Below are 13,484 nucleotides of genomic sequence, written 5' to 3' on the forward strand. Positions count from 1 at the left end.
ATCCGCGTCGGGCCAGACTCGACGTCACTGCGAGCCGCCGGTGTCGTCGATGTCGCCGGTGTCATCGGCGTCGTCCGCGGCGTCCGCGTCATCGACGTCGCCGCCGCGGTTCACGCGCCGAATCCGGCCTTCGACCGCGACTGACAGCCCGGCCTCCCGGACGTAGTCGGCGATTGCGTCGTGCTGGATGCCGTGTTCCGCGGCGCGGTGGCGCTGCTCGATGGTCGGGAACTCGTGGTCGGAGTGCAGCAGGTACTCGGGGAGCGCCACCTCGTAGACGGCGTCCGGGTCGACCGGGTCGCCGCCGACGGTGGCGGAGACGAGCGCGGCTGCGTCGTCGTCCCAGACGATTTCGGCGCCGCTGACGTGGCCGTGCCACCAGTCGGGCTCGCCGAAGTCCGCGACCGACGCCGACATCTCCCGGAAGGCGTCCAGTAGCTCCGCGCCGGTCAGTTCTACCGTCACGACCGGCTCTTCGAACGGGACGATGGAGATGAGGTCGGCGAGGGTCACGTCGCCGGCGAGCGCGTGGCCGCGCCTGATGCCGCCGGCGTTCTGCAGGCCGACGTCGGCGTCAGCCTCCCGCCGGTACGCGTCGGCGACGAGGTTCCCGACGCGGGACTCGCCGCCGTGAATCGCCGCCTCCGTCCGCTCGATTGGGTCGTCGACGGTGCCGACGACGTCGTCGAGTCCGGCCGACGCGAGGCGTTCGCGGAGCGACGCGACGAGCCGTTCGTTGACCGAGCCGGGTCGGCCGTCGTCGCCGCCGCGGCCGTCCTCGTCGCCGCGGCCGTCGTCTCCGTCGCCGGAGAGCGGCGCTGGTTCGTGCCGCGTGACCGACGCGCCGTCGGCGGTGAGTTCGACTTCGAGCACGACTTCGCCGTTGACGCCGGGGCGGGTGCAGAGCACGCCGTCGACGGTCTCGGCGCGCTCGGAGTGGACGTGTCCGCCGAGGACGAGGTCGACGCCGTCGACGCGTGCGAGGTCGTCGTCGCCGCCGCCGAGATGGGACGCGGCGACGACGTAATCGACGCCTTCGCCCCCGAGGTCGGCGACGGCGGCTTCGGCGGCCTCGTACGGGTCGGTGAAGCCGAGGTCGGCCGCCATCGGGTTCAGCGAGTCCGTCGCCGGGTCGGTGACGCCGAACACGCCGACTCGGGCGCCGTCGACCGACTCGACAGTCCACGGAACGACGCCTTCGGCGCGCCCGAACGGCTCGCCGTTCTCGTCGCGGACGTTCGCGGACACCCACGTCTGCGGCGACGACGCGACGATGTCGCGGGTCGCGTCCGCGCCGAAGTCGAAGTCGTGGTTGCCGAACGTCTCCACGTCGGCCCCGATGGCCTCGAAGAAGTCGATGGCGCCGCGGCCGCGCGACACGGTCGCGAGGACGCCCGGGGCGGTGTTGTCACCGGTGCCGACGACGAGGGCGTCCGGGCCGTCCAGTTCGCTGATGCACGCGGCCAGACGGCCGGCGCGCTCGGGGTCGTCGTAGACGTTCTCGACGTCGGAGTAGTGGATGAACCGCGGCATAGAGTGTCAGCTAGTGACGGTTCCGAGCCCCCGCTGGCGTAAGAACGCGTCGGGTTCGGCCGCCGGGTCGTCGCTTCCGATGCGAGTCACGTCACGGCGCTTTCCCGGCGACCCCCGTTGCTTCCGCGGCGAACCGCGTCGCTTCCGCGGGCCACGCCGCACGGCGCCGGTCAGGGGAACGGGTGGTACGCGCGGTCGGGCGCCGGCTCGAACCCCATCGACTCGGGGACGTCGCGGAGCCGGTCGCCGAAGTAGGCGTCGCCGGTGAACAGCGGCTGCGCCGCCGGGACGAGCACCCGGACGGCCTCGAAGCCGAGGTCGGCGACGTCGCGCGTCGTGAGCCGGGCGGCGTACGCGTCGAGGTCCGCGTCGGCGACGTGGCCGAGCAGCGCGTCCAGTTCCGCCTGCCCCGACGCGGACTCGGCCAGGTCGGCCGCCGGGACCGTGACGTCCGGCTCGACGAACCCGCGGACGCGCTCGGGGAAGTCGGCGTACGCGCCGATGGCGCCCTCCTCGTCGTCCGCCTGTTCCGGCCCCATCGCGCGCAGCTCCATCCAGTTCTGGAGCGCCTCGGCGAGCGCCGACGCCGCGGCGTCGCCGGCGTCGAGGTCCGCGGCGGACCCCATCGCGAACTTCGGCCAGTCGCCGTCGCGGTGGACCGCGACGCCGACCACCGGGACGTCGACGTCCTGCGTGAGCAGCAGCGGCGTCGCCGTCAGCCCTTCGGCGCGGGCGCGCTTCACCAGTTCGCGGTAGCGGTCGTCGTCGACGTCCAGCCCCATCGGCTCGTACGTCGAGTACCACGCCAGCATCGATGCGTCCCGCTCGACGGCCTCGTACAGCCCCGACAGCACCGCGTCGACCGTCGACCCGCCGAGTCCGAGCCCGGTCGTGATGGCGGGCGCGAACCGCTCTTGCGGCGGCGGGAACGCGACGAACTCGGCCGGCAGCGACGCGGAGTCGCCGGTGTGCAGGTCGACGCCGCCCGTCCACGGGATGCGCTCGTCGGGGTCCGGCGTCGGCGCGTCGTCGGGGCGGACGAACCGGTCGACCGGGACCGCGTCGACGACGCCTTCGGTCGGCGCCGGCCTGAAGTTCGACTCGCGGTACGTCCCCGCGCAGTAGCGTTCGAGCGCCTCGCCGACCGCCTTGGCGTAGGCGGCGTCCCAGTCGGCGGCGACGCCGGCGGCGAACTCCGCACACCGGGCGTCCGCGAACGCCGACGTGTCGGTGGTCCGCGCGATGTAGTACGGCGCCGGGAACGACTCCCGCTCGCCGACCTCCGTGACGAGGCCGAACTGGTCGTCGACGGCGCGGTCCATCCGGTCGACGGCGTCCTCCAGCGGGGACTCGCGGTAGCTCAGTTCGAAGCCGGCCGGGTGGCCGCCACAGCGGCAGTCGGGCGACGGGAGGAACGACCGCTCCGTCCCGGGAACCTGCACGACGGTGCCGCCGACGTCGTCGCCGCTGAACTGCTGGATTGCGCGTCGGCCGGCGAGCGCGCCCGCGTACCGCACCGCGCTCTTCGTCCCCTTCGGCGCCGCGTCCGTCTCCGGGAGGTTCGCGTCGACGCGGTCGACGAGACACTCGTAGCAGCCAGAGTCGGCGGTGAACAGCGAGACCGCGGCGTTGACGCCCTCGACGGCGCGGCCGCCGACGCCGCCGATTTCGACGGCGACCCAGTCGTCGACGAGCCGGTTCGCGCCGGCGAAGACGTCGTCGCCGGCGGTGCCGACGACGGCGGCGAAGTCGAAGCCGTCGAGGAGGTCGACGCCGACCTCCATGACGTTCGCGTCGATGTCGGAGAAGGCGTCGCGGAGCGCGGCAGCTGCCGGCTCGGGTCCGACGATGGCGATGTCCATGCGCGGTCCGTGGACCGACGCCGGCAAAAAGGTGTGTAGTGCGCTGGCGCGAACGGTGGCGGGGGCGGTGACGGGAACGGTAGCGGGGGCGGTGGCGGAGTCGCCGGCGGCTCAGTTCAGCATGCTCTGGGCGACGCTCGCGAGCTCGCCGGCGTCGGCGCCGCGGAGCCGGTCGTCGCCGAGTTTGAGGCGGAGGCGCGGCCGGCCGACGTCGATGGGGACCTTCTCGGTGTCGATGAGCCCCATGTCTTCGAGCCGGGTCTTGGTGCGGGAGAACGTCGCCTTCGACGCGATGCCGGCGTCCTCGCCCCACTTGCTGATGTCGTACAGCAGCACGTCGTTCTTCGCGGCGACGAGCAGCGAAATCGTGACTTCGTCGAGGCCGTCGCCGTCGCCGCGGGCGGCTTCGAGCGACTGGAGGACGCCGTCGAAGTCGGCGCGGACCTCGTCGCTGATCTCGTCGGAGAGCGTCTCGCGGACGCGGGAGAGCGCCGGCGTCCGGAGGTTGAACTGGTCGGCGTCCGCCCAGACGTCGCGGTACGTCTCGTGGGCGTCCGCGATGAACGAGTCGTCGTCAGCAGCGAGCGCGGCGACGTAGTCGCCGGCCGTGACGAGCGCGTACAGTTCGTCCTCGCCGACGAGGATGGTGTTGTCGGCGTCCTCGTCGAGGTTCTGGAGGGTGAGGTCGCCGGCGTCGACGAGGTCCGCGGCGTCGGCGGCGACGAGGAAGTCGTCCATGACGTCCTTCAGGAGCCGTTCGTCGGCGACGACGTCGAGCGTCGGCAGGTCGCCGTCGCGGTCGGCGGCGATGTCGATGAGCGCCCGGACGACCTGCGCGGACGGGTCGACGACGACGAGGTCGTTGTCGGTCCGTTCGAGCACGCCGGCAAGCACGTCTTCCGTGTTCCGCTCCAGTAAATTCGAGGTGTTCGACATGGTTAGACAACGGTCAGGTAAGTATTTAATACTAACGGGAATTCCTGGGAATCAAGCCCGCTACCCCCCGAATCGTAGGGGAAGACTCGCCGGTGTCGGGTCGCCGACGTCCGCCCGGTGCCGCCTGCACGGCCGACCCCGCGCAAACTTTTTTCCATCTCCCATCGGAGTGTATAGACATGGTTCGAGGTACCCTCCCGAACCGGTCAGTGGCGTCGAGTGCAGCTAGCTACGCGGCGGCGCACCCGAAGGCCGTGCTGACGGCGGTGCTGCTGGTCGCGTTCCTCGCGACGGCCGGCTCGGCGGCGGCCGAGCCCGGCTACGCGGCGCAGAACGTCATCGAGGCGACGAAGGGCCCCTGACCGGCTAGCCGAGCCGGTCGAGGACCGCGTCCGACCACTGCAGTTCTCCCTCGTACAGGACGGCGCTGTCGGCGTACGACAGGAACGTCTCCAGTTCCCGCCGTGACACCTCGAAGTGGCAGTCCGTGCCGAACAGGTGCGTCGCCTCGCCCTCCTGGAGGTACGGCCGGAAGTAGCCGCCCGTCGACTCCGGGGTTCCGGCGAACACGTCGACGCCGTAGGTGCCGTCGCCCGTCTCCCGGATTTCGACGTCGGTCCCGATGAGGTCGACCGACTGCGTCAGGACGTGCGTCCCGTCGCCGACGACCGCGTAGTCCTTCCCGGTCATGATGCGGCGCCGCGACTTGTCGAGCGCGCGCTCGATGGAGTAGCCGTTCACCATCAGCCGCGCGAACATCGTGCCGACCGTCGCCGCGTGGCTGTCGAGCACGGAGTTGAACGTGACGCCGCCGGCGACGCTGCCTTTCCGGATGAGTTCGATGCCCTCGTGGTACGACCCGCAGGCGTTCAGGAAGAACGTCTGGGCGTTCGACTCGTCGATGCTCGACACGGACAGGTAGCCGTCGGCGCACCGCAGCCCGTCGGCCTCGCAGTGGCCGATGTAGTGGACGAGGTCGTGCCGGGACTCGAACACGTCGGCGAGTTCGTCGGCGGTGAGGTGTTCTTCGACGGTGATGTCGAGGGTGAGTTCCTCGGCGCGCTGCCGGTAGTGTGCGGCCACCTGCGCGTGCTCTTCGGCCATGCCGCTGTCGTTGAGGATGGCGACGATAGACGTCGGTTCGTCGGCGTCGTCCAGGTAGTCGGCGCGGTTCTCGTACGCCTCCGGGACGGTTTTGAACGCGTCGATGGGGACGCCGTCTGCGAGCCACCCCTGCGTCCGTCCCGGGCCGACCGTCGGCCGGACGAGTTCGACGGACGCGACGTCGCCGGCCGCGCCGCGGTAGAAGTCGCCGAGCGACCGGTCGAGCCACTCGTCCTCGTCGAGCCGCGTCGCCTCCGGCAGCGTCACGTGCGGGACGTTCGCGACGAGGTGCGGCAGCGTCCGCACGTGCTCGTACGTCGGTTCGACCGCCATCGCCAGGTGCCACTCCGGGAACCGGTCGCGGACGTCGTCGAACGGGACCGAGAGGTAGGCGTCGAGCCGCCGCGCCATCGGCTCCCGGTACAGGTCGTCCGCGTCGAGCCCGAGTTCGTCGAGCACGGGGCGCCGCGACAGCGACGAGCCGTGCGGGCCGGCCGTCCGGACGAGACAGTCCAGGTAGAAGACGCGTTCGAGCAGCGACCCGACGGTGCGCTGGAACGCCGGGAGGGCGTCGAGTTCCTCCTCGCGGCCCGGAATCGTCAGCGTCGGCGTCGCGTCCGGGTCGACCTGGACGGCCGCGCCGGTGTAGTACGCGAGCGGCGCGAGCGGGAACAGGTAGCGGAGCTCCGGCGGCACCGTCAGTTCGACGTCGGCGTCGTCGGTGCGTTCCCGGATGGACGCCGGGATGGCGCCGTCGGCAGCGACGTCGTCGTCGAACTCGACGTGCGGCGGGTGGCCGCGCATCGTCGCGAACGACCGGTCCGGCGTGGTCGTTCGGCCGCCGGCGGAGAACGCCGAGAGCGCCGCGGCGACCCCGGCCGGCGACTCCGGGACTCGGATGCGGTCCGTCGACTCCAGCACCGTCGTGACGAATCCGACCGACGCCGTCGTCGCCGTCGGGAAGTCCAACTGGAGGCGCTCGTAGCCGGGACAGCTCAGCGTGACGGCGCCGCTGAACCGGACGTACGCGACGACGCGGCTGTCGACCTTGAGCAGGTAGTTGCCGGCGGGCAGCGACACCGGCCCCTCGTCGCCGTCGAGGCTGAACGTCTCGCCGGTGTCGACGTCCGTGACCGTCGCGAACACCGGCGGGAATCGGAGCTGCCGCGTCTCGCCCGAGACGACGGTGTCCGGCTGCCGGCTGCCGGCGACGTCGACCGCGTCGACCGCGTCGAGCACTGACGGCGCGCCTCCGGCGGCCTCCCAGCCGTCGGTTTCGACGGTGAGCGCGTTCTTGGCGGCGTCGACCGCGCGGAGGCCGTCGTCAGTCGTCTCGACGTTCATCTAGACGCTCCTACGCAATCACCCCTTTTTATTCCTGTCGGCGAAGCCCGAACGCGCCGGGACTACCTGGGTTTTTGTGTCCGCTCGTCGCAGCGGCGGTATGGAGTACCCCGAGGTTCGCGACACGGATCCGGAGCTGGCCGACGCCCTCGTCGGCGAAGTCGACAGGCAGCGCGACACGCTCGCGATGATCGCCTCCGAGAACCACGTCTCGGAGGCGGTCCTCGAAGCGCAGGGGAGCGCGCTCACCAACAAGTACGCTGAGGGCTACCCGGGCAAGCGCTACTACGGCGGCTGCGAGTTCGCCGACGACGTCGAACAGCTCGCGATCGACCGCGCGAAGGAGCTGTGGGGCGCGGACCACGTCAACGTCCAGCCGCACAGCGGCTCGCAGGCCAACATGGGCGTCTACATCGCCGCGCTCGACCCCGGCGACCGCATCCTCAGCCTCGACCTCACCCACGGCGGCCACCTCAGCCACGGCCACTCCGCGAACTTCGTCGGCGAGCACTTCGAGGTCGAACACTACGAGGTGGACGCCGACACCGGCTACATCGACTACGAGGGGCTGCGCGAGAAGGCCGAGTCGTTCGACCCCGACATGGTCGTCTCGGGCTACTCGGCGTACCCCCGCGAGGTCGAGTGGGAGCGCATCCAGGCGGCCGCCGAAGCCGTCGACGCCTACCACCTCGCGGACATCGCCCACATCACGGGGCTCGTCGCCGCCGGCGTCCACGAGTCACCGGTCGGCGTCGCCGACTTCGTCACCGGGTCGACCCACAAGACGATTCGCGCCGGCCGCGGCGGCATGATCATGTGCGACGAGGAGTTCGCCGCCGCCGTCGACAAAGCCGTCATCCCCGGCATGCAGGGCGGCCCGCTGATGCACAACATCGCCGGGAAGGCGGTCGGGTTCAAGGAGGCGCTCCAGCCGGAGTTCGAGACGTACGCACAGCGGGTCGTCTCGAACGCCGAGGCGCTCGCCGAGACGATGACCGACCACGGCCTCGACCTCGTCTCCGGCGGCACCGACACGCACCTCGTGCTCGCCGACCTGCGGCCGAGCCACCCGGACACCACCGGGAAGCAGGTGGAGGAGGCGCTCGAAGACGCCGGCATCGTCCTGAACGCGAACACGGTGCCGGGCGAGACGCGGTCGCCGTTCGAGCCGTCCGGCGTCCGCGCCGGCACCCCGGCGCTCACCACCCGCGGCTTCGACGAGGACGACCTCCGCGAGGTCGGCGACCTCATCTGCCGCGTCGTCGACGCGCCCGACGACGACGCCGTGCTCAGCGACGTCTCCGACCGCGTCGACGAACTCACCGACGCCCACCCGCTGTACGAATAGTCGGCTGGGAGTCACCCGACAGTCGACCGGGAGTCACGCCGGGCAGTCCCGGCCCGACTCCGGAGGCCAGTGACCCACGCCGCGGACGACTTCTCGTGGACGGCTCGACCGCTGCTGCGGACGACCCGACTGCGACTTCTGCGACTGCGGTCGACCTGGTTTCTGCGGCGGCCGACTCGAACCGTTGATGAGACACGTATCTGCATACTTCGCTGGGGTTCTCCTCCTCGATATGCACGAATCCGAGGATACTTACGGCTCGCCGCATCGCCTTCAGCCATGACAGACGTCATCGACGGCAACGCGGTGGCCGCAGACATCCGCGACGGCGTCGCCGACTGCGTCGACCGACTCGCCGAGGCCGGCGAACGGCCCGGGCTCGCGACCGTGCTGATGAGCGACGACCCGGCGAGCGAAACGTACGTCTCGATGAAGCAGCGCGACTGCGAGGAGGTCGGCATCGACGGCGTCCACGTCGACGTCGACAACGACGCGCCCGCCGACGAACTGTACGACACCATCGAGGAACTGAACGACGACGACGACGTCCACGGCATCCTCGTCCAGATGCCGCTCGTCGACCACGTCGACACGCGGCGGGTCCTCCGCACCGTCGCCCCCGAGAAGGACGTCGACGGCTTCCACCCCGAAAACGTCGGGCGGCTCGTCGCCGGCAACCCCCGGTTCAAGCCCTGCACGCCCCACGGCGTCCAGCGGCTCCTCGAGTCGGCCGGCGTCGACACCGACGGCGCCGAAGCCGTCGTCGTCGGCCGCTCCGACATCGTCGGCAAACCGATGGCGAACCTCCTGTTCGGCCGCGGCGACGGCGGCAACGCGACCACCACGGTGTGCCACTCGCACACCGACAACCTCGAATCCCACCTCGGCCGCGCCGACATCGTCGTCGCCGCCGCCGGCATCCCCGAGTTCATCACCGGCGACATGCTCCGGGAGGGCGCCACCGTCATCGACGTCGGCATCAACCGCGTCGAACGCGACGGCGACTCCGTCCTCGTCGGCGACGTCGACTACGACTCCGCGAAAGACGTCGCCGGCGCCATCACGCCCGTCCCCGGCGGCGTCGGCCCGATGACCCGCGCCATGCTGCTGTACAACACAGTGAAATCCGCCGCCGAGAAAGCCGACGTCGACGTCCCACTCCCCTGAACTCGGCGGCACGGAAACCGGAACCGTCGACGTCGAGCGGCACAGCAGCGGCCCGGCTCCGTTCGTACGTGGTCAGTTGCTCCCGGCGTCACCGGCGCGTTCTCGGCTGACGATCCAGACGCCGACTCCGATGATGAGGCTCCCGACGGCGAACGCGGAGCCGACCTGTTCGCCGAGCAGCACCGAGCCGAGCGATATGCCGACGACCGGGTGGAGGAAGAAGAAGAAGACCGCGACGGTTCCGGCGGGAACGTGCTCCAGGCCCTTGTACCAGAGATACCACGCCGCGGCGGTCGAAGCGAGCCCGAGATACGCGACGGCGAAGAGGAACCCGGCCGACAGCGGGATGGAGCCGACACCCCGGCCGACGACGGCGAGTTCGACGACCGCCAACACGAACAGCATCGGCGTGGCCGCGATGGCGGAGTAGGTTGCGGCGGTCAGCGCCCCGTACTTCCGGACGACCGCCACGCCCCAGACGGTGTAGCCCGCCCAGGCGAGACTAGCGAGGACGAGCAGAGCGACGCCGGCGGCGTTGCCCGCTGCGATGCCGGTCAGGTCGTACTGGCCGGCGAAGACGACGACGGTTCCGACCGCCGCGAGGACGACTCCCGCCGCCTTGGCCCGCGTGACGCGCTCGCCGAGCACGCTCGCGCCGAGCACCACCGCGAAGATCGGCGTCAGCACCGTCAGCAGCGAGCCCTGACTGGCGTTCGTGAGCTCGGTCCCGAGGAACTGCGTGGCGATGGTGACGGCCACCCAGGCGCCGAGCACCACGAACGCCGGCCAGTCCTGCCGGTCGATTCCCCTGTGGACGTCGCCGTCGTCTCAGAGGACTACCGGCAGATCAACTACTACCGCGACCACGCGGAACTCGGACTGGCGTACGCGAACCTCCCCTGCATCGGCGCGGAAGTCCAGTTGCCCTCCGGCGGCGTGAAGAAATCCGGGAACGGCTACCCCTCGGCCCGCGAGATCATCGAGGCCGTCACGGACCGCACCGCCTGGAGGGTCAACAACGACAAGGACATCCAGATGGCACAGGGGCTCTCCGCAGACATCCTCACTGAATACGACTGAGGCGGACGACCCCCGCCCGCCGCTCTCACGGACGTTCGGGTGGGCAGCAGACCGTTGCGCGGCACTACTCGCCAGTCATCGCTGCTCCGACGGAGCGTTCACCGCGGCTCCGCTGTCGCGGTCGGAGTAAGTGCTCGCGTCCGCGTCGGATTCGACGGGTGGCGCAGCGTCGGTCGGCGGGCGGCCTTCGTCGTCTCGGGTCGTGGAGTGGTACACTGCCGCCCCCGAAGATCGGTCGAACAGGTGGAGTCGGTCGGGATCGAACCCCAACGTCACCGACTCGCCGACCGAGATGTCGCTGCGGGGCTCGACCTTCACCTGGAGTTCGTCGCCGCCGACCCGGCAGTGGAGCAGTAACTGCTCGCCGAGTGGTTCTGTCACGGTCACTTCGGCGTGGAACGCGCCGGTTCCGTCGGGGAGTTTCGACGCGAGGCCGACGTCCTCGGGGCGGACGCCGAAGAACGCCTGCATGTCGGAGTCGACGTCGAAGTCGGCGGCTGCGCGGTCGACGCCCGGGAGCGCCACGGCGAATCCGTCGTGGACGGCAGTGGCCCCCTCGCCGTCGCGCTGCACCTCGACCGGGAGAACGTTCATCGCCGGCTCACCGATGAACTCGGCGACGAAACGGTTTCGGGGGAAGTCGTACAGCGTCTGCGGCGCGGCGATCTGCTGGAGCTCGCCGTCGTTCAGGACGGCGACGCGGTCGCCGAGCGTCATCGCCTCCGTCTGGTCGTGCGTCACGTACACCGTCGTCGTCTCCAGCGTCCGGTGGAGTTTGAGCAGTTCTGCGCGCATCTGCACCCGGAGTTTCGCGTCGAGGTTCGACAGCGGCTCGTCCAGCAGGAACACCTGCGGTTCGCGGACGAGCGCCCGACCGATCGCGACGCGCTGTCGCTCGCCGCCCGAGAGGTTCTTGGGCTTCCGTTCGAGTAGCTCCTCGATGTCGAGCGTCTCGGCGGCGTCGACGACGCGGTCGTCGATCTGGTCGCGCGTGTAGTCGCTGACCGAGCGCATCCCGAACTTCATGTTCTCCGCCGCGGTCATGTGCGGGTACAGCGCGTAGTTCTGGAAGACCATCGCGATCTCCCGGCCCTTCGGCGGAACGTCGTTGACGACGCGTCCGCCGATCTCGATCGTCCCGTCGGTGACGTCTTCGAGACCGGCGATCGTCCGGAGCGTCGTGGACTTCCCGCAGCCTGACGGCCCGACCAGCACGAGGAACTCGCCCTCCTCGATGGTCAGGTCGATCCCGTTCACGGCCGTGACCGATCCGAAGCGCTTCGTGAGGTCGTTCAGCTGGATGTGTGTCATTTTTGTTGAATCGCGAATGTTTCGAGCAGCGGGCGGTGCAGGGCGTACAGGACGAACAGCGGCGGAAGCAGCGCGATGACCGCGCCGGCCATTATGAGCCCCCACTGAGTCAGTCCGGACTGGCTCGCGCCCTGCAGGTACTTGATGCCGACCTGAATCACCTGCTTCTTCTGGGCGCTGATGACGATGAGCGGCCAGAGATACTGGTTCCACGCGTAGATGAACGTGATGACGGACACGCCCGCGATCATCCCCTTCGACATCGGGATGAGGACGCGAACGAGAAAGCTGAGCGGCCCGACGCCGTCGAGTCGAGCGTTTTCGACCAGCGACTCCGGAATCGAGAGGAAGTGCTGTCTGAACAGGAACACCGCGGTCGCACTCGCGATGTACGGGCCGGTGATGGCCAGCAACGTGTTCGCCCAGCCGAGGTCGGCCATCAACTGAAACAGCGGGACGATCCGAACCGGAACCGGGATGAGAAGCGTGAGCAGGATGAACATGAAGATCGCTCGTTCGTACGGCAGCCGGTAGTAGACGAGTGCGAGCGCGGCGAGCAGCGACAGCGTCACCTTACCGACGACGATCACCGCCGACATCACGAACGAGTTCACCATGTACCGCATCAAGTTGTAGTCGGTGAGGGCGGTTCGGTAGTTCGAGAGTCCGGCGCTACCGAAACCGATCTTCGAGATGTCGTACACTTCCGTCGGCGTCTGCGTGCTCATGAAGATTGCCAGGATGAGCGGGAGCGCCATCAGGAACACCGAGACGAGAAGTCCGAGGTGGATGAACAGCTGGTCGTCGAAGAGATTCGTGACGCCGATCCGCGTCGTCGTCGCGTCGTTCGCGTCGGCCGTCCGCGTGGATTCCGTTGACATCGTTAGGCGTAGTGGGTGTGATTGTCGGTGTACCGAAGCTGGAGGTACATCAGGATCGAGACGATCGCGAACAGTACGACCGACTCGGCCGACGCCTTCCCGAGGCTACTGTAGGCGAACGCGTCGCGGTACAGTTTGAAGATGAGGAGGTTCGTGGCGTTGTTCGGGCCGCCGCTCGTCATCAGGTCCACAATCGGGAACGTACTGAAGAACGCGTAGATCGTGTTCATCACGACCAAGAAGACGAGCGTCGGCGAGATCAGCGGAACGTACACGCGGTAGAGCATCCGTAGTCGACCGACTCCGTCGATCTTCGCGGACTCGGTGAGCGTCTCGGGGACGTTGTTCAGCGCCGCGGTCAAGAAGATGATGTTGTAGCCGAGTTGCTTCCAGATCGCGACGATCGAGACGACGAAAAACGCCTGCGGACCGCTCGTGAACCAGTCGACCGACAGCCCGGTCGTCGACTCGACGGCGCTGGTGATGACGCCCAGATTCGGATGAAGCATGAACATCAGAATCGTCGCAGCCACTGCCGTCGGGAGCGCGTACGGCCAGATCGCGATCAGGAGGTAGCTGGACTCGCCGGCCTCGACCTCGAAGAGCAGGTACGAGACGAACAGCGATGCGGCGAGCGTCCCGACCACGACGACGGCGGCGAAGGCGAAGCTGACCACGACGCTGGTCCGGTACGCCTCCGAGGTCGCGAGCGTGACGTAGTTCTCCAGCCCGACGAACGTCTGTTTCGTCCCGAGCAGCAGCGTCTGGAAGAAGCTCAGCCGCACTGTCTGGAGTGCGGGGTAGTAGAGGAACGCGACGAGCACCACGGCTGTGGGGAGGAGGAGCAGTCCGGCCTGCAGCGTCGAATCGTACGGTTTCGTGAATTCGGCCATCGGATAGGAACTTCTGTGTGCTTGG

Annotated in this window: 11 protein-coding genes and 1 pseudogene; 4 read left to right on the forward strand and 8 right to left on the reverse strand. The window is 69.2% G+C overall.

Annotation, left to right across the window (positions count from 1 at the left end):
* Positions 1-24 precede the first annotated feature (24 nt).
* From ACQUST_RS13590 to tbsP, 3 genes are all read right to left on the reverse strand, one after another.
* Entirely contained in the window at positions 25-1,533 is a 1,509-nt protein-coding gene (locus ACQUST_RS13590; protein ID WP_435129641.1) for a bifunctional metallophosphatase/5'-nucleotidase, read from the reverse strand.
* Positions 1,534-1,703: 170 nt separating this feature from the next.
* Positions 1,704-3,395, reverse strand: a complete 1,692-nt coding sequence (locus ACQUST_RS13595; RefSeq protein WP_435129644.1) for a YcaO-like family protein — start codon at positions 3,393-3,395, stop codon at positions 1,704-1,706.
* Positions 3,396-3,506: 111 nt separating this feature from the next.
* Complete coding sequence (gene tbsP / locus ACQUST_RS13600) at positions 3,507-4,331, reverse strand: transcriptional regulator TbsP (RefSeq protein WP_435129647.1); 825 nt, start codon at positions 4,329-4,331, stop codon at positions 3,507-3,509.
* Between the two features lie 179 nt (positions 4,332-4,510).
* Here tbsP and ACQUST_RS13605 point away from each other — a divergent pair, with 179 nt between their 5' ends.
* Positions 4,511-4,693 carry a hypothetical protein gene (locus tag ACQUST_RS13605; protein ID WP_435129650.1) on the forward strand — a complete coding sequence of 61 codons (183 nt, stop codon included), beginning with the start codon at positions 4,511-4,513 and terminating at the stop codon, positions 4,691-4,693.
* 4 nt (positions 4,694-4,697) lie between these two features.
* Here the strand turns inward: ACQUST_RS13605 and ACQUST_RS13610 are convergent, their stop codons facing one another.
* Positions 4,698-6,779: a hypothetical protein gene (locus ACQUST_RS13610; RefSeq protein ID WP_435129653.1), complete on the reverse strand. Its 2,082-nt coding sequence runs from the start codon at positions 6,777-6,779 to the stop codon at positions 4,698-4,700.
* A gap of 100 nt (positions 6,780-6,879) precedes the next feature.
* Here ACQUST_RS13610 and glyA point away from each other — a divergent pair, with 100 nt between their 5' ends.
* Together glyA and ACQUST_RS13620 are read left to right on the forward strand one after the other, a co-directional pair.
* Positions 6,880-8,127: a serine hydroxymethyltransferase gene (gene glyA, locus ACQUST_RS13615; RefSeq protein ID WP_435129656.1), complete on the forward strand. Its 1,248-nt coding sequence runs from the start codon at positions 6,880-6,882 to the stop codon at positions 8,125-8,127.
* Between the two features lie 279 nt (positions 8,128-8,406).
* Complete coding sequence (locus ACQUST_RS13620) at positions 8,407-9,294, forward strand: tetrahydrofolate dehydrogenase/cyclohydrolase catalytic domain-containing protein (RefSeq protein WP_435129659.1); 888 nt, start codon at positions 8,407-8,409, stop codon at positions 9,292-9,294.
* A 72-nt stretch (positions 9,295-9,366) separates the two neighbouring features.
* Here the strand turns inward: ACQUST_RS13620 and ACQUST_RS13625 are convergent, their stop codons facing one another.
* Positions 9,367-10,071 (reverse strand): DMT family transporter, encoded by a 705-nt coding sequence (locus tag ACQUST_RS13625; protein ID WP_435129662.1) that lies wholly within the window; start codon positions 10,069-10,071, stop codon positions 9,367-9,369.
* A gap of 42 nt (positions 10,072-10,113) precedes the next feature.
* Here ACQUST_RS13625 and ACQUST_RS13630 point away from each other — a divergent pair.
* Positions 10,114-10,374: pseudogene (locus tag ACQUST_RS13630) on the forward strand (aldehyde dehydrogenase family protein); the annotation flags it as partial.
* Between the two features lie 75 nt (positions 10,375-10,449).
* Here the strand turns inward: ACQUST_RS13630 and ACQUST_RS13635 are convergent.
* From ACQUST_RS13635 to ACQUST_RS13645, 3 genes are all read right to left on the reverse strand, one after another.
* Entirely contained in the window at positions 10,450-11,685 is a 1,236-nt protein-coding gene (locus ACQUST_RS13635; RefSeq protein WP_435129665.1) for an ABC transporter ATP-binding protein, read from the reverse strand.
* A complete protein-coding gene (locus ACQUST_RS13640; protein ID WP_435129787.1) occupies positions 11,682-12,443 on the reverse strand; it encodes a carbohydrate ABC transporter permease in 762 nt (253 codons plus the stop codon). Before ACQUST_RS13640 ends, ACQUST_RS13635 begins: the two co-directional genes overlap by 4 nt.
* A gap of 125 nt (positions 12,444-12,568) precedes the next feature.
* Positions 12,569-13,459 carry a carbohydrate ABC transporter permease gene (locus ACQUST_RS13645; RefSeq protein WP_435129668.1) on the reverse strand — a complete coding sequence of 297 codons (891 nt, stop codon included), beginning with the start codon at positions 13,457-13,459 and terminating at the stop codon, positions 12,569-12,571.
* Positions 13,460-13,484 lie beyond the last annotated feature (25 nt).

It is taken from the genome of Halobaculum sp. D14 (assembly GCF_051195135.1).
In the GTDB taxonomy this organism is placed as follows: Archaea; Halobacteriota; Halobacteria; order Halobacteriales; family Haloferacaceae; genus JBNTKA01.

What these genes read in the sequence shown, in the direction of transcription:
- ACQUST_RS13635 (WP_435129665.1), bottom strand. Translation starts at nt 11,685, where the DNA reads ATGACACACATCCAGCTGAACGACCTCACGAAGCGCTTCGGATCGGTC.
- ACQUST_RS13595 (WP_435129644.1), bottom strand. Translation starts at nt 3,395, where the DNA reads ATGGACATCGCCATCGTCGGACCCGAGCCGGCAGCTGCCGCGCTCCGC.
- ACQUST_RS13605 (WP_435129650.1), top strand. Translation starts at nt 4,511, where the DNA reads ATGGTTCGAGGTACCCTCCCGAACCGGTCAGTGGCGTCGAGTGCAGCT.
- ACQUST_RS13620 (WP_435129659.1), top strand. Translation starts at nt 8,407, where the DNA reads ATGACAGACGTCATCGACGGCAACGCGGTGGCCGCAGACATCCGCGAC.
- ACQUST_RS13645 (WP_435129668.1), bottom strand. Translation starts at nt 13,459, where the DNA reads ATGGCCGAATTCACGAAACCGTACGATTCGACGCTGCAGGCCGGACTG.
- ACQUST_RS13590 (WP_435129641.1), bottom strand. Translation starts at nt 1,533, where the DNA reads ATGCCGCGGTTCATCCACTACTCCGACGTCGAGAACGTCTACGACGAC.
- ACQUST_RS13640 (WP_435129787.1), bottom strand. Translation starts at nt 12,443, where the DNA reads ATGGCGCTCCCGCTCATCCTGGCAATCTTCATGAGCACGCAGACGCCG.
- ACQUST_RS13610 (WP_435129653.1), bottom strand. Translation starts at nt 6,779, where the DNA reads ATGAACGTCGAGACGACTGACGACGGCCTCCGCGCGGTCGACGCCGCC.
- tbsP (WP_435129647.1), bottom strand. Translation starts at nt 4,331, where the DNA reads ATGTCGAACACCTCGAATTTACTGGAGCGGAACACGGAAGACGTGCTT.
- glyA (WP_435129656.1), top strand. Translation starts at nt 6,880, where the DNA reads ATGGAGTACCCCGAGGTTCGCGACACGGATCCGGAGCTGGCCGACGCC.